Annotated in this window: 20 protein-coding genes, 1 pseudogene and 1 riboswitch; of the genes and pseudogenes, 8 read left to right on the top strand and 13 right to left on the bottom strand. The window is 35.2% G+C overall.

Annotation, left to right across the window (positions count from 1 at the left end):
- Positions 1-684: 684 nt before the first annotated feature.
- Complete coding sequence (locus AN161_RS06035) at positions 685-1,596, top strand: glycine betaine ABC transporter substrate-binding protein (RefSeq protein WP_053593468.1); 912 nt, start codon at positions 685-687, stop codon at positions 1,594-1,596.
- Positions 1,597-2,459: 863 nt separating this feature from the next.
- On the top strand, positions 2,460-2,735 hold the full coding sequence (locus AN161_RS06030; RefSeq protein WP_053593467.1) for a YqhV family protein: 276 nt from the start codon (positions 2,460-2,462) through the stop codon (positions 2,733-2,735).
- A gap of 141 nt (positions 2,736-2,876) precedes the next feature.
- Here the strand turns inward: AN161_RS06030 and AN161_RS06025 are convergent, their stop codons facing one another.
- The 4 genes from AN161_RS06025 to AN161_RS06010 are packed head-to-tail and all read right to left on the bottom strand — an operon-like array spanning position 2,877 to position 7,112.
- Positions 2,877-4,364, bottom strand: coding sequence for a sodium:solute symporter (locus tag AN161_RS06025; protein WP_053593466.1), 1,488 nt, complete (start codon positions 4,362-4,364; stop codon positions 2,877-2,879).
- A 1-nt stretch (position 4,365) separates the two neighbouring features.
- Positions 4,366-4,572, bottom strand: coding sequence for a DUF3311 domain-containing protein (locus tag AN161_RS06020; RefSeq protein WP_053593465.1), 207 nt, complete (start codon positions 4,570-4,572; stop codon positions 4,366-4,368).
- Positions 4,573-4,602: 30 nt separating this feature from the next.
- Complete coding sequence (locus AN161_RS06015) at positions 4,603-5,892, bottom strand: amidohydrolase (protein ID WP_053593464.1); 1,290 nt, start codon at positions 5,890-5,892, stop codon at positions 4,603-4,605.
- Complete coding sequence (locus AN161_RS06010) at positions 5,889-7,112, bottom strand: MalY/PatB family protein (RefSeq protein WP_053593463.1); 1,224 nt, start codon at positions 7,110-7,112, stop codon at positions 5,889-5,891. Before AN161_RS06010 ends, AN161_RS06015 begins: the two co-directional genes overlap by 4 nt.
- Before the next feature lie 222 nt (positions 7,113-7,334).
- Here AN161_RS06010 and AN161_RS06005 point away from each other — a divergent pair, with 222 nt between their 5' ends.
- A complete protein-coding gene (locus tag AN161_RS06005; RefSeq protein WP_053593462.1) occupies positions 7,335-7,814 on the top strand; it encodes a MarR family transcriptional regulator in 480 nt (159 codons plus the stop codon).
- Between the two features lie 206 nt (positions 7,815-8,020).
- Here AN161_RS06005 and AN161_RS06000 read toward each other — a convergent pair whose 3' ends face one another.
- From AN161_RS06000 to AN161_RS05990, 3 genes are all read right to left on the bottom strand, one after another.
- Positions 8,021-8,944 carry an alpha/beta hydrolase gene (locus tag AN161_RS06000; RefSeq protein ID WP_053593461.1) on the bottom strand — a complete coding sequence of 308 codons (924 nt, stop codon included), beginning with the start codon at positions 8,942-8,944 and terminating at the stop codon, positions 8,021-8,023.
- Between the two features lie 756 nt (positions 8,945-9,700).
- Positions 9,701-10,072, bottom strand: a complete 372-nt coding sequence (locus AN161_RS05995; protein ID WP_053593460.1) for a TetR-like C-terminal domain-containing protein — start codon at positions 10,070-10,072, stop codon at positions 9,701-9,703.
- Between the two features lie 166 nt (positions 10,073-10,238).
- Complete coding sequence (locus tag AN161_RS05990; protein WP_053593459.1) at positions 10,239-10,826, bottom strand: SCO family protein; 588 nt, start codon at positions 10,824-10,826, stop codon at positions 10,239-10,241.
- A gap of 589 nt (positions 10,827-11,415) precedes the next feature.
- Between AN161_RS05990 and AN161_RS05985 the strand changes: the two genes are divergently transcribed.
- The 5 genes from AN161_RS05985 to AN161_RS05965 all read left to right on the top strand — a co-directional run bounded on the left by AN161_RS05985 (position 11,416) and on the right by AN161_RS05965 (position 16,053).
- Entirely contained in the window at positions 11,416-11,751 is a 336-nt protein-coding gene (locus tag AN161_RS05985) for a DUF485 domain-containing protein (protein WP_053593458.1), read from the top strand.
- Complete coding sequence (locus AN161_RS05980; protein WP_053593457.1) at positions 11,752-13,305, top strand: cation acetate symporter; 1,554 nt, start codon at positions 11,752-11,754, stop codon at positions 13,303-13,305. It abuts the gene before it with no gap.
- A gap of 496 nt (positions 13,306-13,801) precedes the next feature.
- Positions 13,802-14,140, top strand: coding sequence for a DUF485 domain-containing protein (locus AN161_RS05975; RefSeq protein WP_053593456.1), 339 nt, complete (start codon positions 13,802-13,804; stop codon positions 14,138-14,140).
- An 8-nt stretch (positions 14,141-14,148) separates the two neighbouring features.
- Entirely contained in the window at positions 14,149-15,693 is a 1,545-nt protein-coding gene (locus AN161_RS05970; protein ID WP_053593469.1) for a sodium/solute symporter, read from the top strand.
- Positions 15,694-15,870: 177 nt separating this feature from the next.
- Positions 15,871-16,053: a hypothetical protein gene (locus AN161_RS05965; RefSeq protein ID WP_053593455.1), complete on the top strand. Its 183-nt coding sequence runs from the start codon at positions 15,871-15,873 to the stop codon at positions 16,051-16,053.
- Positions 16,054-16,125: 72 nt separating this feature from the next.
- Here AN161_RS05965 and AN161_RS30950 read toward each other — a convergent pair.
- From AN161_RS30950 to AN161_RS05940, 6 genes and pseudogenes are all read right to left on the bottom strand, one after another.
- Positions 16,126-16,269 (bottom strand): annotated as a pseudogene (locus AN161_RS30950) (DUF5360 family protein); the annotation flags it as partial.
- A gap of 126 nt (positions 16,270-16,395) precedes the next feature.
- Positions 16,396-17,145: a TatD family hydrolase gene (locus tag AN161_RS05960; RefSeq protein WP_053593454.1), complete on the bottom strand. Its 750-nt coding sequence runs from the start codon at positions 17,143-17,145 to the stop codon at positions 16,396-16,398.
- A complete protein-coding gene (locus tag AN161_RS05955) occupies positions 17,135-17,884 on the bottom strand; it encodes an ABC transporter ATP-binding protein (protein WP_053593453.1) in 750 nt (249 codons plus the stop codon). The genes AN161_RS05960 and AN161_RS05955 overlap by 11 nt, the downstream gene beginning before the upstream one ends.
- Entirely contained in the window at positions 17,862-18,632 is a 771-nt protein-coding gene (locus AN161_RS05950) for an ABC transporter permease (RefSeq protein ID WP_053593452.1), read from the bottom strand. Before AN161_RS05950 ends, AN161_RS05955 begins: the two co-directional genes overlap by 23 nt.
- A complete protein-coding gene (locus AN161_RS05945) occupies positions 18,632-18,922 on the bottom strand; it encodes a thiamine-binding protein (RefSeq protein WP_053593451.1) in 291 nt (96 codons plus the stop codon). Before AN161_RS05945 ends, AN161_RS05950 begins: the two co-directional genes overlap by 1 nt.
- A gap of 1 nt (position 18,923) precedes the next feature.
- Positions 18,924-19,919, bottom strand: a complete 996-nt coding sequence (locus AN161_RS05940) for an ABC transporter substrate-binding protein (protein WP_053593450.1) — start codon at positions 19,917-19,919, stop codon at positions 18,924-18,926.
- Positions 19,920-20,092: 173 nt separating this feature from the next.
- Positions 20,093-20,203: riboswitch (TPP riboswitch) on the bottom strand.
- Positions 20,204-20,231: the final 28 nt, after the last annotated feature.

Below are 20,231 nucleotides of genomic sequence, written 5' to 3'. Positions count from 1 at the left end.
GAACCTCAATAATACACGATTTCGCGTACGATGTTTTTATTTTTCTAAAGTGTTCAACTTGATTCTACTATTCGCCATTATTTAAAAATGTAAATCTTTTCGAATAATATTTAAAAACTAATTTTAGTTATACCTCCTACTGTTTAATCTAGTGCTCCTAAAAAATACATCTACTTATATAAAGGAACATATGTATCGTAGTTTACTCGAACCTCGTTTAAATACCCCATTACAAATAGTAATTTTAATATGAGCAAAATGCTTCCTGTAAAAAAGAATATATTTGCTATTGAATTTCTGTTCAATTTTTTATCCCCCAACCAATAATTACGTTTTATTAGGAATTAGTAAACAATATCATCTGTTACCTTCATTTTAATATATTCATTCTATTTATTAAACAAATTATGGAAATGTCTCACGGAAAAATAACCTTATGGATAGGCTATTTTTATTTTTTTAAAATAAAGAACTGAGAGCCGTTCAAAGGCTTTTTTTTGTGAAGAATTATGTTAATAAACGTGCAAAAATGGGTATTTAAAAGATTGAGTGGTTTGACAAAAGTAACAACCTGTGGTTAAAATCAAGTTGTTACTTTTGGTAGTAGAGTAAAAAATTTTTAATAAAGGGTTTCTTAGAAAGTCGCTAAAACTCTAAGTTTTCAAACTAGGGAGATGAAAAAAGATGAAATTAAAATCTGTAGGACTCACTTTAGGGTTAGCTATTTCGTTACTTTTAACAGGCTGTGGAGATGGAGATAGCAAAAAAGACAATGGCAATTCAATAGGAACTACGCCAAGCATAGGGGAGCAAGTGGACTATAAGATTATAGGAATTGAACCAGGAGCTGGGTTGACTGGTCTGGCGGAAAATACTATAGAGAAATATGAAAACTTAAAAGGCTGGGAGCTTGAACAAAGTTCTACACCTGGGATGTTAGGTTCATTAGAGCAGGCTATTCGAAATGAAGATCCAATTATTATTACCGGATGGACACCACATTGGATGTTTTCATCTTATGATTTGAAATTTTTAGAAGATCCTCAAGGGACATTAGGTGGATCGGAAAATATCAATACACTTGCGCGTAAGGGCTTGGAAAAAGACTTACCGGATGCGTATACAATTTTGGATAGATTTTATTGGGAACCAGAAGATATGGAAGCTGTAATGTTTGAAGCACAAACGAGTTCATTTGAAGATGCAGCAGACAAATGGATAGAAGAAAACCAAGACAAAGTAAATGAGTGGACAAAAGATACGAAAAAAGTAAGCGGAAAAGAAATTGAATTAGCTTCAACACCTTGGGATTCAGAAAGAGCTTCGAGTAGTGTATTACAGGCTGTATTTGAAGAACTCGGATACATTGTCACAATCACACCTGTAGATCCTGCAATTATGTTTCAAGCTATCGCTACAGGCGTAGCTGATGCAACAGTAGCTGCTTGGTTACCAACAACACATAGCTCTTTTTATGAAAAATATAAGGATGACTTAGTTGATTTAGGTGAGAACTTAAAAGGTACAAAAAATGGATTTGTAGTTCCTGCATATATGGACATTGACTCAATTGAGGATTTACAGCCTAAGAAGTAATAAAAAGTTAACTACTGAATAATTTTGACCTTCAAACAGCCTTTCACATATTTAGCCCTAAAAATGCCTCGATGTTTATCTTATCGAGGCATTTTCACTTTTAAAGATACTTTAACATATGTTTATTTTTAATAGAATCTTTTGTTACAACAGCTATTGTAAAAGGTCGGCCAATAAAACGTTAAGTGTTTCTTTATGATATAACTCACATAAACACATATTTTCAAAAAAATAAAATGGTCAAGAATTGTCCAGACACTTTTTTGAATTGTACTCTTTCGTCTTTTTAAACGGATGATATTTCAAGAATTTAATAAAACCATAAGAAAATGCCCTTAAATATTTTGAACTTTAGGGCATTTTTCTTTATTTAACTATTATATTTATATTTGATTATCAATCGATACGTTTTAGCTTTTGAATTTTTGATTCCTCTATCCAACCATTTAAACAGCTATTATCTATTTCTACCTGCACTTTTACCCACTTGTTTTGTCCTTCTAGTACCTCAACTATAGTATTTTTAGAAATTTCAGTTCCATGATCAGGTCTTTATTGTCTGTTTGTTCCTGTTCTTATATAACTTCCCTTACATATCACACCTAAATCATAAGCCAAATAATGATTTAGATTTTCGATAATTTTTTTGTATTTCTGGAATTGTGGAATGTTCAGTTATACTAGATTGAATCTTATTAATTGTCTTTGTACTATAGAAACATTGAAAAAACTGTATACTTCAATAGAATATTTAACACGAATCATACATATTTTGATTATAGTACTTCATGTAATTATCCTAAGGAATGATGGAAATATAAGAGAATTCGTTTTTTATCGCAAAAATTATCTATAAAGATTGGATGATGATAGTTATTGATAAATCGCTTCTTGCTATGGTTATTTTACGCGTATTGTCTGGAAGTATTGAGGTAAGTGCTGGATTGTTGATGCTAAAGTTAAATAGTTTAGAAAAAGCATTCTATATTAATACAATGCTTGCTTTAGTTGGTCCAACAGTTTTAATCGTAACGACGGCAATTGCATTATTCGGACTAGCTGATAAAATTTCTGTGCCGAGAATGATTTGCCTATTTACAGGAATTACGCTTATTTTTGTTAGCGTAAATGTTAAGTGATAATAATGTTGCTAAAAAAGCTTCTCATTTGGATTAATAGTAATTTGAACTGATAAAAATAGAAAATCTCTCCTTGAGAATATGGTCAAATTGATTTTACGCTTTTCGTAACATTGGAATTTTCAAATAAAACAAATGATACTATGAAATGTTTTCTACTGTTTTCTTATTTGTAGTTTCATCATTTTTTACAGCTACTTTCCTAGTAAACGCACTAACAATTAAACTTACTAAAATATTTACAGTCAATGCAAGGAAACCAATGTTGATATCTTGTATATAGGATGGCCAGCTTGGGAACAGCTTACTTAGATGAGCTCCTGTAGCTGCTTGCCAACCTACAATCGAAACTCCCACAATAATCCCAGCAGACACACCTTGTACAGTTAATGGATTTTTCTTCATAAAGTTACTTACAACTGCTGGTACAAATTGAGTAACTAGACCATATCCCATTAAAAATAATAACGTAATTGCTCCACCACCGCTAAAAGTAAAGTAAAGTGCAATAAGTGCAATCACAGGAACTGAATAGCGAGCTATGATAGCAATTTGTTGATCGGTAGTTTGAGGACGAATAGGTTTTAGAACATTTTTTGCAAATAATGTAGCTGCAGACATCAAAATCAATGAACCCGGAACAATCGCAGTTAATAACCCTGCTGCTCCAATAAAGCCAACGATGACTGGATTAAATGTTTGCGTAGAGATTTTAAATAAAGCTAAATCCACTGCGCCCCCTTCTAACCCTGGAATTTGTAAAATTGCTGCTGCTCCAGCAAATAGAATAAATAATAAAAATAACGCATAGATAGGAAGCATAATCGCATTTTTTCTTAGGGCATTTCCACTTTTCGCTGAAAAAGTAGCAACAAATGTATGCGGCCACATATAAAACCCTAACGATGTTAACATGATTGTTGAAATATACCATGAGGCACTAAAACCTGAGTCTGGAAGCGTTAAAAACCCTGGTTTAACAGCTTCAATTGCTTCCCACATTGGTTGAATACCGCCATAATAATGAAAAGGTAAGTAAATACCAAGGAATAACACAACACCAAGAATAAGAAAATCTTTAATAACAGCTGTCCAAGCCGAGCCATGAATTCCGGAAACCATAACATAAACAATCATTGCAATTGTGCCAATCCAAATTGTTAATTTCGGATCAATTGCTCCATAGGAAGCTTCAGAAACGATAATGCCTAGACCTTTTAATTGAATGACTAAATAAGGAATTAAAGCTGCTAACCCTACAATGGCTACAAGTGTGCCGAGAATTTTACTATTATATGCCTTTTCAAAAAAATCAGATTGTGATAATAGACTATGTTTCTTTCCATAAGCCCATATTTTAGGTGTCAACCAGTAAGCAATGACATAGTTCAGCATCGCAATATTGAAAAATGCTACTCCACCTTTTCCGTACATCCAACCACTTACCCCTAAAAAGGCATTAGTTGTATAAATTTCACCAGCCATTAATAAGAAGATGAAGATAGATCCAAATCCACGGCCTCCAACAGTCCATTGTTCTAGGCTCATATCTTTGCCTCTACTTGCCATAATGCCTAAAAGTAAGGCAATACCTAAGAAAATTGCAATGATTCCAACTGAAATTATCATATTATTCCGTCTCCTCTTTTGCACTAGGATTTATACGATGAACTATAATCATTAAACCTGTTCCTAAAAAGATCCATAAAACCATCCAAAATAATAGAAATGGGAGGCCCAAAATATATGGTTCGGCACTTTTAATAAAAGGGATTCCTAAAGGCATTCCAAAATATGCAATGAACGTGAGCAAGTAACAGAGCTTTTTTCGTGTCATTTTCCCTATCTCCTTTGTATTCAATGAAATTTATTCATTTATTAATTGCTGGAATCCGTTATCAATAAATAGCCTATTTATATCTCTTTTATCAGGAGTAAAATGAACTTGGTTTTCACTATCTAGAAAATCAATTGTGTATTGTACAGTAGCCGCCACACCTAGTTTTAAAGCATTTTCATCTAAGTCAAAGTAAACATTATGGTGTTCGGCCCCAATCCCTTCTTCGAGGTTTTGTATGCCAACGAATGCAAACACACCTGGGAAGTATTTTTCATAAAACGCAAATGATTCTGATGCCATCCAAGCAGGGATTGAATGTAAAGCATCTGTACCAATTGCATTTTTCACAGCATCAATCGCAATTTGTGCACATTCTTTTTGATTGTAGACAATTAAGTCCGATTCTTTAGGCTCTGTAATAAATTCATAAGTGCAATTATGCAGGTCACAGACTTTTTCTAGGATTCTCTTAAATTCTTTTGCAGCATGGGCACCTTGGTTATAATCTAAATATCTGGCTGTTCCTGAGAACTGTAAATTTTCTGGAATAATATTCGCTGCGGAACCCGAATTTATCGTTCCAATTGAATAGGTAATTGTTTTAAAAGGATCTAGAGTATTTAACCTCATCGCTCTTAAATTATTATAAAAATCGGTAAAACAGTCTAATGGAGCAACTGACAAATCTGGTCTTGAACCATGTCCACTTTTTCCTTTTATTAAGACATCAAAAACAAAAGAAGCTGCCATTCTTGGACCTGGTTCAACAGATATTTTCCCAGTGGGAAGATCAGATTTTAAATGGATACCCCAAATTCCGTCTCCTCCAATTTCGTGTAATCGTTTACAGAGATTATAAATTCCTCCGCCCATTTCTTCCCCTTGTTCAAAAGCTAGTAGCACTCTTCCTTTCATTTTGTCTTGGTGCTGAGTTAAGATTTTCGCTACACCTAAAAGCATCGCTGTATGTCCATCATGCCCACAAGTATGAGCAGCTTGATCAGACTCAGAAAATACTACTTTTTTCTTTTTTAAATTATTTTCCTCTTCCTTCATCGGCAGTGCATCTAAATCTGCCCTAAGAATTAAAGTTTTTCCCGGTTGTTTCCCTTGAATATAACCAATAATTCCGCCATTAGGGACAATTTCGTAATGAATGCCTAATTTAGATAACTCCTCTGTAACCACTCTCATTGTTCGTATTTCTTGTAATCCGATTTCAGGATGTCTATGGAGATCTCTTCTTATCTCAATTACATAATCTTCTATTTCTTTTGCAGCTTTTAATGCATTAAGCTCAAATTCTATTGTTTTCATTTTCTACACACCTCTTCTAATTGATTTTTAGATTCTATTTCTTGAAATTCTAAAGCGATTCTTTCAAGTGCTACTTTTATAAGTGGTCTTGGTGAAGGGATACAGATTCTTTGGAAGTCTTCTCCTTCAATTCCAAACAAGTGACCATCCTCAAGTAAAACATTGGCTTTGTTATAGATACGATCATGAACCTCTTGAGCTGGAAGACCATATCCACTAAAGTCCATCCACATCACGTATGTTCCTTCCGGAATCCTAACTTTGACTGTAGGCATTTTTTCAGCTAAGTAATTTTTCACATACGCCATTGTGTCGTCCATATATTCTGTTATTTGCTCTAACCATTCTTCTCCTTCGTTATAAACAGCTATAAGAGCTGCAATTGTAAACGGTGATGGTAACTGCATTCCCATTTTGTCGCTAAAGATTTTTCTAATTTCAGGATTTGAAATAATCACATTTGTACAGTGCAGACCTGCAACATTAAATGTTTTATTAATGGCTGTGCACGTGATAATATGATCCGTACTGTTTGCAACTTTTGCGATTGGTATAAATTTTTGGTTTTTTCTAATGAGATCTCCATGAATTTCATCAGCTACAATAATTACATTATTTTTCGCACAGATATCTGAAAGCGTTTTCAACTCCTCGTATGTTAAAACTCTTCCAGTCGGATTGTGTGGACTGCAGAGAATGAACATTGTTGTATTTTCATCTTTTGCTTTGTCTTCAAAATCCTCAAAATCAATTGTGTAATACCCTTCAGCATCACATTTCAACGCATTATTTCGAACAACTCTTCCATTTCCTTCTATCGCAGCTGTGAACGGCGGATAAACAGGACGTTGAATAATGATACCTTCACCAGGTTTAGTTAAAGCTTGTACAGCTATATTCAAGGCATGTACTGTTCCAGGGCTATATACAATCTCTTCTCTTTTGATTGTCCAATCATGTCTCTTTTTAAACCAATGCTGAATTGATTCAAAGTACTCATCTGGAAAAACAGAATATCCAAAAATACGATGATCAACTGTTTTATGTAGTGCGTCTATCAATGGTTGCGGTACGGGTAAATCCATATCTGCTGTAAATAGTGGAATGGTCTCATTGTCATACCTTTCTGTATAGCCCATTGTTTTGATTAAATCTTCGCCATCCCACTTTAAGGAATATGTATTTCTACGATTAACCACTTCATCAAAATTATATTTCAATACTTCTCCCCCTCTTGTTGTGTTCAACTTTCTACTTAATAGCAATTTTCGACACGTTTAGATTAAATTTTTCTCAGTTTAACACCTTAACTGTAAAATCGTCAATTGAAATTTCTGAATATTTCTAAAATTAATCAGATTCTAAACAAAGGTTAATTATAGATTTCCTATATGTTAAAATTAAATTAAATTTACTACCAATTATGGGGAGGGGGATGCATTGTGGATAAAGAGAAGGTTTTTTATGAGCTAATGGAAACGATTTACGAGACATCTAGACTGATTAGTTCATATGAAAATATTCCAAGAAAATATGGCACAGAGGATGAATTATATATGATAGAAGTTCATACACTCAACTTAATTGGAGACCAAGTAAAAACTACTACTTCTGAAATTGCAGAAATTAAAAATTGTACAAAAAGTGCTGTTTCTCAAATGGTTGATAAACTAATTAAAAAAGGTTTAGTAATTAAATATAGAAATGTAGACAATTATCGAGAATTGAATATTGAGTTAACACCAAAAGGCAAAATAGTTTATGAATATCATAAAAATCTAGATTTAGAGGAATATCGGAGTCATTTGAGGAACCTTGAGCAATTTACAACTGAAGATTTTCAAAAGTATATAACAGTCTTAAACTTAATCAATCAAAGAACACAAAGCGTGCTTAATGACAAAAAATCAAAGGTGTATTAATTATCCTTGCTACTCTACACTATTGGATAATATAGAAAAAAAGGAGTGTCTCAAAGTCTAAATTTGAACTTTGAGACACTCCTTTTTTACGTTATAAATTGCTGTCATTTTTGTGCGAATATGGTCATAGCCTATTTTAGAATCTCTACCTCTTGTTTTCCCTCCTTGTGGCCGCTTCTGCAGCAATTCCCCCCCATTTCTTTAAATTAACTAAGTATATTTATAATTTTCTGTTGAGCATCTTGAGCTTCAGGAATTGGCATAACAACAAACACATGATTCATTTTAGGATAAACAAAGGTATTGATTTCAATTTTCTGTTCTGTTAGTTGTTCATCCAGTCTTATTGCATCTGGATATAAACATTCATGTGTTCCAATAAAATGAGTAATCTTCCCAAGTCCTTTAAAGTCACCGTATATTGGACTAATCAACGAGTCTTTTAAATCTTTATCAGCTGCCCAAATCTTTGTAATGACTTCCATTCCTTCACTAGCTAACATCGGATCCTTTTCTTCATATTCAGATATAAGAGGATTTTCAAAACTCATATCTACACATGCTGATAATAAAATAATATCTTTCGGTTGAGGCAAATTGTTCATTTTTAAAAGATGAGCCAGGCCAAGTGATATATTTGCGCCCGCAGAATCTCCCATAATCGTTAATTGATTCGAACTTTCAACAGTTGCAAGCATTTCTTTATATAGGTTTAGAATTTTTGGATAGGTATCTTTATAGTTGAAATGAGGTACTTTAGGATAAATAGGAGCAATTATTTTCGCGTTCAAAGATTGCGCCATCTTATCCAAGAACCACCAGTGAAAATTTAAAGGTTGATTCGTCCAAGCGCCACCATGTATATAAAGAATAACTTTTTGTTTCAGGGACTCTTGGTCATTTAATGTGAAAACCTGTATGCCCTCAAATGCCCGCTCCTTAACATCACTTAAAAATTGAACATCATCCCCTATAACATATGGTTTCCTATTTTCAGTTCCCATTTGCTCTACAAACTGTTTAGTGTTTTCAATACTAGAAAAACTCTTTTTATTACTTTCGGAAGTTAACCATTTTTCAAATTGAACACTTTCTTCAGAACGTTCTCCGTTATATATTTCTAGACTCATCGTTAATTTTCTCTCCTTTAAACGTTTTTATTGTTCATCTTGTTGTTTCATAATATAGTATGATTTGAAATAGCCTTGTATCGCTTTATCAAAAGTATTTAACAAGTTGGATAGAATGTCTTCATTGAACGAAGGCGTTTAAAAACCCTTTTCCATCTCATATAAAAAGTGAACATGGGCCTCCATTACAACTATTATAACAGATATATTCCCTAAATTTTCCTATTTAACACCTAATAGCCATGTTTCTTTTAATTGTAGTTGCTCAAATTCTTTACGTTCCTGTATGTAATCGGCTTACTTCCCCATTAGCTCGAATTTTTATAAAGTTAAAATTAGAACAAATGTTCCTTACCCGTAAAATTAGCATTTTTCTTGAAAACTTTTTAAAAAGACAACGAGCTAAGATAATTTTTCGCGTTGAAAGTATAATGCAAACTTACCCAACCATACCTAGTCTTCTATGAGTTTCGTGTTCCTATGCCTGTGCTTTGCCTACAGCTTCCTTCTGATTCCACATCACCACAGACACCCTTGCTATTGGCTAACCACTACTTTTGTCTTCCCGCTTCTGAACCTTCCACCCTACAGTTCCTACGTATGCCGAGCGTATAATGAAAAAGAGACTAATTTCTTCGCCTCTAACGATATTCCCAAAAGCTAAATATTCTTTTATATAGGGGTAGCCCTCGATTTGTTGTTTCAATTATGCCCCACTGTCTTTTCTTTCGACTATAAACAAACAGGAAGAACGTTTTATTTAAAAGTATATGACTGAAATCCTTGTATCATCATTCGGCTAACAGATGCGTTTAGTTCTTCTAAAGTGCATTCAAATTTTCCCGTGAACCAGTCCTGGTATAAAGACATTAGTCCACCTACAAAAAAGTGAACACGGTATATTAACACTTCACGCTCTTCGTTTGACTGTAATGTTTCTTTGTTGCTTATTATTTTCTCTATTAGAACGCCTTTTAATTTCGTTAAAAAGGTAGGTACAGCTCGCGTGCTAATTAACATAAGATAAAACTCTATATCTTGGTCACAAAAGTGAGCTATTTTAATTAAGAAAGGCATAGGGTTTTGAATAAGATCGACTCCTTTAAAACCATTAAGAAACTCAACCATTTTCCCCTTTATTTCATTTTCTATTTCTTCAATGACAGCAAAGATATCTGAGTAATGGGCATAAAATTTTGACTATATTATGTGTAACAGCAATTGAATGTTCATTTATCAATTACAGCCATAAAAAATAACCCAGAAGTTATTCAAACCTCTGAGTTATTACTTTTTATTTAGTTAACGCCTTCATATCTGCCACAATTGTATCAACCGGTACATTTGTATTTCCGTCATAATCCTTCACAACAATCCCATCAGCATTGACTAAGTAATAACTTCCTGTATGTGTAACTTGGTCAGAATTAGGATCATTTACTACTAATGAATTAAATGATTGCCGTGCAAACTGTTCAATATACTTTTGATCATAGCCAGTTAAGAGCTGCCATTTGCTCTCATCAGGCACTGAATACGGTTTTAAATAATTCGTTAAAACATCCGGCTTATCAACCTCAGGATCAACACTAAAAGCTACAATTTGATAGTCTTCCACGCCTTTATCCTGAAGTGCCTTTTGTACCTCTGTCATGTTGAACGTCATTGGTGGACAAATGGAATTACAATTAGTAAAGATGAACATCGCTAACCATGGCTTACCTTTAAAATCATCAAGGCCAACCTGTTCATTTTTTTGATTTGTAACCGAAAAATCCTTTACCTCTATATTCATTTCTGGTTCAAATTTATAACTTCCGCAAGCAGTTAATATGCTACTTAATGCTAGTATCAAAACGAGCATGATACTTTTCTTTTTCATTTATTTGCCCACTTCCCTTCAATTTACCATCGTTGTTTATTGTATAAATTATAGAAACTAAATACAAGATTATGAGCTTATACTTTCAATTATTTATGTCAAACCTTTGTATATTGTATGATATTGGTATATTAATATCCTGTATACCAAAAAAAATTCACACTTTTATAAAAATTTTAAAAAGCTGTTTTTTATTATTTCGATTATTTCCCAAGCCATCACACAATTGTTATATAACAAAGTTTTTTTGCTAATCAAGATCTTCTACCATTTAATGACACGATAATAAATTCCTCAAAATTCTCTTTCGCGTTCAAATTTTCTCCTACATTCAAAATTATTATCACTAAACTATTTTAGGAATATTATTCTTATAGATAATTCCGTTCTCTTTCATACGGATTATTTCTATTAAATCCTTATTATTTCTATGTTATTTCCACATTCTGAAAATGATTAAAAATTATAAAAACTCAAAATTTAGTATTGCATTATAAGAATCTTCCCCATAAAATAAGTGAATATAACGACGAATGAAAAAGAAATATGTCGTTTAAAACAGAAATATATCACTTTAGGGGGAATAATAATGGCAAACATTTCTGGGAACAAAAATATAGAATCAATTGACTATAATGCAATTGAAGCTATGGAATCGTTCAACAAGTTCGTAAAAAAGAAGAATACCTTCCTTTTCTCGATTACAGCAGTTTTTTTAACACTTTATATTTTGCTACCAATCCTTGCTTTCCAACCTGTACTACAACAAAAATTCTTCGGAAATATTACGGGCGTTTGGGTTTATTCAGCTGGATTATTCATTATGACAATCATTCTTTGTACATTATATGTGAAAAAAGCTGCTTCATTCGATAAAGCTGCGGCGGCAGTGCTAGCAGAGTATCACGAGAAAGGTGGAAAATAAATGAACTTAGTATCCGTTGGTTTCTTTTTAGCAATCGTTGGTTTAACACTTGTTGTAACATATATCGCAGCGAAGCGTACGTCTTCTGCAGCTGATTTCTATACAGCTGGCGGCGGTCTTAAAGGTTGGCAAAACGGCTTTGCGATTGCTGGTGACTATTTATCTGCAGCCGCATTTCTTGGGGTGTCTGGTGCGATTGCTTTAACTGGTTTTGATGGCTTTTTCTTCTCTGTAGGCTATGTAGTAGCAAACTTAGTTCTTCTCTATATAATTGCAGAGCCTATGCGTAACTTAGGTCGTTATACGTTAGCAGATATGCTTACTACTCGTTTTAATGAAAAACGTATTCGTGGGGTTGCTGCGTCAGGCACAATTATCATCGTAATCCTTTATATGATCGCACAATTAGTAGGTGCTGGTGCCCTTATTAAACTATTATTTGGTATTGAGTACTGGATTGCGGTTTTAATCGTAGGTGTAATGATGACTACTTATGTATTATTCGGTGGAATGACAGCTACTTCTTGGGTGCAAATTATTAAAGCTAGCCTTCTATTATTCGGGACAGGCTTATTAGCTACATTAGTATTAATAAAATTCGATTTCTCTCTTATGAAAATGTTTGATACGATCGCTGTAGATCACGGTGAGAAATTCCTTGTGCCAGGGATGAAATATACAAGTTCAATTGATTCTGTTTCGATGATGATGGCACTCGTTTTAGGTACATCTGGATTACCACATATTTTAATGCGCTTCTTCACAGTTAAAGATGCCAAAACTGCTCGTTCTTCTATTTCATGGACAACTTGGATTACAGCTATTTTCTTCTCATTAACTATTTTCTTAGGTTTTGGGGCATTAAACTTTGTAGGTATCGATCAAATTCTTGCTGAAAGTAAAGCAGGTAACACTGCAGCCCCACTTCTTGCTAATTTCTTGGGCGGTGATGTGTTAATGGCATTTATCGGTGCAGTAGCATTCGCAACCATTTTAGCCGTTGTTTCGGGCTTAGTTTTAACAGGAGCTTCTGCCATTTCCCATGACATTTATGGTGAAATCATTAAAGACGGTAAATTAACAGAAAAGCAACAAGTTGTAGCAGCTCGGACTGGCTCTATTTCTATTGCCATTGTATCCATTATCCTTGCGTTATTTGCGCAAAACTTGAATGTATCATTCTTAGTATCCTTTGCATTTTGTATCGGAGCTTCAGCAAATTTACCAGTTATTCTTTACACAATATACTGGAAAAAATTCAATTCAACAGGTGCTATAGCAGCCATGGTGACTGGTTTAGTATCATGCTTAGTGTTAGGTGCAATGGGACCGAATGTATGGAGTCCTGTTGAAGGTGCAGCTATCTTCGTTGGCAATCCTATCGTACCTTTAGCAGTCCCAGCAGTCATTACGATTCCACTTGGCTTTATCGCAGGTTACTTAGGCTCTGTGCTATCTTCTAGCAAAGTACCACAGGAAGAAGCAGATCGTATTTATAAGGAAATTCGCGTTAAAGCAAATACAGGTGTGTCTGTTTCTGATATTTCTCATTGATGGATTTTTACAATCCAAATTATTGCAAAAATATCTATCAATCTTCCTATTCATCTTAATAAAAATATCAAGTCAAAAACTCGATTTTCTATCGGGTTTTTTGATTTTTATTACAAAAAATTTGCTAATTTACTTATTGAACAATACTATTCCCTTTCCAAAAAACAGAAAAAAACCAATTTTCACTAAGTAAATAGTGTTTATTTTTTTGGGGAAAAACAATTCTTTTTTCTAATTTTAACCTTATTTTCCGATCAGAAATCCAGACTTGACCTTACTTTATATATTTATCTGAATTTTCTGAAACATCCTATTTTTTTGGCTTTGTCATGTATATTCTCTTTCAAGACTATTTTTCTGAAAATTATTTTTTCATAATTTTTCTGAAATGTATTGCAATTTTGTGAACTCTCTCATAAAATGAAGATGTGAATTCACTAAACTAGCGAAATTAAGTCTTTAAGCAGTAAAAATAAACACAAAATGGGGAATGTTAATGGCGAACAATCAAGCAAACAAGGGCGTCGTGATTGACTATGATGCAATTGCAAATCAAGAATCATTTAAAGCACTTGTACGAAAAAAGAATTCATTTCTTTGGTCAATGACTGCAATCTTTTTAGCAGCATATATGTTGCTACCAATTCTTACTTCGTACACGACAGTACTACACCAAAAGGCATTTGGGGAAATTACTTGGGTGTGGGTATATTCAGCAGGATTATTCATCATGACTTGGGGGTTATGTCACTTATATGTAGCAAAAGCGAACAACTTTGATAAAGAGGCAAAGGCGATTATCGCCGAATACGAGAACGGAGGTGGCCGCCGATGACTAACGGGATGAGTTTTACAGCCATATTCTTCTTCGTAGCCATTGTTGGTTTAACATTAGTTATTACATGGTGGGCATCTAAACGAACTTCTTCTGCAAGTGATTTCTATACTGCAGGCGGTGGATTAACAGGCTGGCAAAATGGACTAGCCATCGCTGGTGACTACTTATCAGCAGCCTCTTTCTTAGGGATTGCCGGAGCAGTTGCATTATTTGGATTTGATGGGTTCTTCTTCTCTATTGGTTATTTAGTAGCTTACTTAGTGGTGTTATACATCGTTGCTGAGCCATTACGTAATCTTGGTAAATTTACATTAGCTGACATGATCACAGCGCGTTTCAATAGCTCTAAAGTTCGTGGTACAGCAGCTTTAAGCACTATTACAATTGTATTATTCTACATGATTGCACAACTAGTTGGTGCAGGAGCACTTATTCAATTACTTTTAGGAATCGATTATTGGATTGCGGTTTTAATCGTAGGCGTTATGATGACAACTTACGTACTATTCGGTGGTATGACTGCAACATCTTGGGTACAAATTATTAAAGCTTGTCTTTTAATGTTAGGTACTGTCATTATTTCATTCTTAGTATTAAAAGAGTTCGGCTTTAGCATTACAACGATGTTTAAAGAAATGGGAACTGCTACTGATAGCGGTGCAGCTTATCTGAATCCAGGTCTTAAATATACAAATGGTATTGATACTATTTCAATGTTAATCGCTTTAGTATTAGGTACAGCTGGTCTTCCGCATATCCTAATGCGCTTCTTTACAGTAAAAGATGCGAAAACTGCTCGTTCCTCAGTTATTTGGGCTACTTGGATCGTAGGTATCTTCTACGTACTTACTATCTTCTTGGGCTTCGGCGCAGCTAAATTCGTTGGTAAAGAAGAGATTATTTCTGCAAACGCTGCTGGTAACATGGCTGCTCCACTTCTTGCAGAAGCACTCGGTGGCGATATCCTATTCTCATTTGTGTGTGCAGTAGCTTTCGCAACAATCTTAGCGGTAGTAGCTGGTCTTGTACTTTCTGGCGCATCTGCCCTATCACATGATATTTACGGTCAAATCATTAAAAAAGGTAAAATTACAGAGAAAGAGCAAGTACTTGCAGCTCGTATCGGTTCAATCACAATCGCTATTATTTCAATTCTTTTAGCGCTTGGTGCACAAACATTAAACGTAGCGTTCTTAGTATCACTTGCATTCTGTATTGCAGGTTCAGCCAACCTACCTGTAATCATCTATACAATCTACTGGAAACGCTTTAATACAGCTGGTGCTGTAACGGCGATGTTAACAGGTTTAATCTCTGCTTTAGTACTCGTTGCAGTTTCACCAAACCTCTGGAATCCAGTTGAAGGAAAAGCAATTTTCGTTGGTGAGCCGTTAATTATGTTAACAAACCCAGCTTTAATCTCTGTGCCACTTGGCTTCCTTGGTGGTTTCATTGGAACATTACTTTCTAAAGAAACAAACGATGCGAAATATCGTGAAGTGGATGTTAAAGCAAACACAGGTATTTCTGTACAGGACGTATCTCACTAATAATATGACAACCACCTCGTAAGTTACATACTTACGAGGTTTTACTTTTTCTTGGCTCATCACCAAAAGTTAAGGATAACATTTGTTAAAACGTACATCTTGTATATAAGCAACAGTCGGAACGAAAATCAACCCCACATTATGGTATATTCACAATAACAATTGGAGGTAATGATAATGACGCAATCAAAAGCAAAAAAGAAGCGCATGCATGTAAAGCGCACTAAAGGGAAGGATGTTGAAAAAAATCGCCAAGTCTCCCCTTTTAGTACACATGAACGGGTGACAAAAACTAAAAAAGAAAGCATTGAACAAAAATTTACAAAGTATAAAAAACACAACCACTCTGAGGATTATTAGTGGTTGTGTTTTGTTTCTAATGGAATATCTTGATGGTTATAAGTAATTAGTTTTGGAATAATCAGAGCAAAAGGCAAATGATTTCCATTTTTCATTTTTTCTTCTAATTAGGTAGAGACTTATAAAGCCAGTAGCTGAAATCAAAATATCTAGCTGGAAAAATGACCAATTCCATATAACTAATAATTCATTTTGATAATCCTGATATAAATACTCATTTAGTTTTCTTCATTAACTTCCTGAAGCGAAGCCATGTTTCTGTTTTAGCATACTCCATCAATCGATAAAGCCCTCCAATATAGACTTCTATAAATATCTTTAAGAGAACAGCTGTGTTATTTGTTATAAATTATAAAATGTTGTCGTATTTCTTGTGAGGATGTGTGCCGCTTCCTGTGTTGTAAGCCCCTTGATTGAAGCAATAACCTCAATGGAATGATCCATCATCCAAGGAGACGTTCGTTTATTATCAAAAGGACCTTCGAACGGCCATGGTCCATCTGTTTCTACCATCATCAGCTCGATTGGATATTTTTTTATAAGCTGTTGAATCTCCCGCTCATACGTACAATCAGGCGTAACGGAAATAAAATACCCATTATGAATCATCCGTTCAATCACTTCCTCATCGCCTTTAAACCAATGAAAATGAGCTTTCGTTACATGATGTTTTTCAAGTAAATTACAAGCAATAGCCGCATCCTCATAAACTGCGTGTAAAACAATTGGTTTATTTAATTCCTTTGCCAACACAATAAAACGTTCTAACAGTGCTTCATAAGGACGCTCATCAATCGCCTTCTCCTGCCTCAAATAATAAGGTAACCCTACCTCGCCAATTGCCACCATTTCATGAGCATGTTGGTGTATCCAATCGAATAAAGCATCTTCCTCCACTTTACTAGGTAAAGCTTGTTCAGGATGAAAGCCAAACGCTGCCTTTACCTTTGTATAGGCTTTCGACAACATCAACGTTTTCTCACACGATTGAAGGTTCATGCTAACGGCAATCACATGTTCAGCTTCCTCTAACAAAGCTGGTATATCGTTTTCCTTATACTGATCTAAATGAATATGTGCATCAATCAACATTCGCCTCATCCTTTTCTTCTTTTAAATACGTGAATAACTGTTGTTTTAATGCCGTAAATGTTGCCGAATGTCTAATTTCTTCTTGTCGCGGCCTTGCAAAAGGTACAATCACTTCCTTTTTAATTGTAGCTGGCCGTTTCGTGAGTACAATGATACGATCAGCTAAAAAGAGAGCTTCCTCAATACTATGTGTAACGAACAATATAGATTTTCGATCTTTCTCCCATATCGATAAAAGCCACGCCTGCATTTCAAGCCTTGTAAACTCATCAAGCGCAGAAAACGGCTCATCTAAACATAGAATGGGCTTATTACTGACAATTGCACGTATAAACGATACTCGCTGTTGCATACCGCCTGACAACTCATTTGGATAGGCATTTTCAAATGAAGCAAGCCCCACTTTGTCTAACCACTCCTTGGCAAGTTTCACATTTGGTTTATGGTGAAGCTCCTCGACAATCGTGACATTTTCTACGATTGTACGCCATGGTAATAAGCATGGCTGCTGAGGCATATAGCCGATCGTTCCTCTTTTTTGCTGGATATCTGTGCCGTTTAATAAGATAGCTCCCTTATCAATAGAAGAAACACCACCAATTAATTGAAAGAGCGTGCTTTTTCCACTTCCTGACGGACCGATGATCGCAACAAATTCCCCGTCCTTTACCTCAAAAGATAAATTACGAATGACCGGAAGGGAATCAAAGGATTTATCAATGTTTTGAATACTTAGCATGTAGCCCTCTCCCCTTCACAACTAGCTTTTCCAATACTCGAATACCGCTAAATAATAGTAAACTTAAAAATATAATGGCAAAAATCGCTACAAACACACGATCTGTTCGAAATGAAGATTGTGCCAATGTCATATAGACACCTATCCCCTTTTTCGCTCCTAGCCATTCAGCAATAACAGCCCCCATAACGCTATAGGTTGCCGCAATCTTAATGCCTGAAAAAATCGCTGGATACGCATAGGGCCATTCAAGCTTCCAAAATGTTTGTGCTTTCGTTGCACCAATCATCTTAAAATAATGCTTCAGCTCAGGTGAGGTTTGACGAAAGCCATCCATTGCCGAAATAACAATGGGGAAAAAGCACACGAGACAAATAATAATAAGCTTTGGCAATAAACCAAACCCAAACCAGATGATTAATAACGGTGCTAGGACGAGCACAGGGACATTCTGTGACATAATGAGAATAGGATAAAATAGCTCCCGAATAAACGTAAAACGATGTAATAACACGGCAACCGTTAGCCCACACAATATCCCAATGGCAAGGCCTAGAAGTGCTAATTGAACAGTTGCTAAAGCATGCGGCACAAACGTGTCATACGATTGAAAGCCCTCCATCAAAATGGCACTTGGCGCGGGCAATAGCCAATGTGGAACGTCTGCAAAGCGGACAATTAGTTCCCATATGAATAAGAGGAAGGCGATAAAAAATATCGTCCTTCCTTGTTTTATTGCTTGCTTCATCACTGATATTTTTCCGTTAAGGTTCCCATTGTAATACCAGTTGGCTGATATAAAATTTTCACTTGCGTAATCACATTAATAGCACCAAGCTCAATCATTTTGTCATTCATTTTTTCAATGATTAGTAGCAAAGTCGATAGTTCACCTTCCATTGTTGTTTCTAGTGGGTGAACTTCATATTTCACCCCTGATGCATCAATAACCGCAATCGCTGCATCGACAAATGGGATCACATCTTCATATTTTTCAGTTTTCGGGATAATTTGTACACTTATTAATGAGTTTGCCATATTACTTTGTCTCCTTTTTTGGTAAAAAGTCATTTGTAAATGCTTGTTCTGCGTTAAATTCGCCCTCTAAAACTTTGTTGCTTTCCATCCATTTCGCGTAGTTTTCCCAAACAGTAAGTTTTTGCTCGCCCCATTGAGGAGCGTCATCTTGATACTTATCTGCTAGCCACTCCTGACCTTTATGCACAAGGTCTTTATCTAAATCAGGTACCGCTTCTAGTAAAATATCAGCTGCCTCACTTGGGTGATTTATCGCATATTCATAGCCCTTTGCTGCAGCAGCGACAAATGCTTTGACTGTCTTAGGATCATCCTTAATCATTTTTTCGTTTGTAGCAAGTACAGGTGTGTAATAATCTAACAGATCACTATAATCTGTTAAATAAAGCATGTTCAGCTTTTCGCCACGAAGTTCTGCTTCAATACCTGTCACTGCATAATAAATCCACGCAAAATCAATATCTTTTTTCATCATTGTGAAGAAATCGATATCGCCTGCATTGACGATATCTAACTTATTAATATCCGCATTTTCTGTTTGCATAAGTGATTGTAGTACTGCTTGTTCAAGCGGTGCACCCCAGCCACCGTATGTTTTACCTTCAAAATCCTTAGGTGACGTAATGCCTTTTGATGCAATGGATGCGAAGCCAGAAGTATTATGTTGAATAATCGCTGCGATCGATACTAAAGGTACATCTTGCACACGTGCCTGTGTAATCCCTTCCTGATAGCTTACACCAAACTGAGCCTTACCAGACGCCACAAGCTGATCTGCACCTGCTTCACCAGGTAATAAAATATCAACATCTAAGCCCTGTTCCTTAAAGTAGCCAAGTTTTTTCGCTACATATAAACCTGTGTGATTTGTGTTCGGTGTCCAGTCAAGAACTACCGAGACTTTTGTTAATTCCTTAGTATCCTTTTTATCCTCCTTTTCACTACAGCCCACTAATGTTAAAAGCGCAGCCAACAGGATCAATAACCATTTTTTCATGCTGAATCCTCCCAGTAAGTAATTTGAAAGTGTTCATGAATGAATGTGTAACCAGAAGAAAGCGTATTCACGGTATGTCTGCACCTAAGCTTTGTGCATACAACAATTCTTGTAACATAAAAAACGCCTAGGAATTCCTCCCAGACGTTTTACAATCAGTATCAAAAATTTTCTTTTTTTGAATAGATGTTCCCTACGCTGGTACGAGCCAAATCAGGTTCAAAGGGTCAGCGTCTATCGGACACAATCTCAGCTGGCAACTACCAGCCCCCCTACATTCTTTCCATATGAACTTTTCGTGATTATTATACC

Source organism: Lysinibacillus sp. FJAT-14222, assembly GCF_001278875.1.
GTDB lineage: Bacteria > Bacillota > Bacilli > Bacillales_A > Planococcaceae > Lysinibacillus > Lysinibacillus agricola.
The sequence above is the reverse complement of the archived record's forward strand: the minus strand, read 5'-3'. Positions and strand labels throughout refer to the sequence as shown.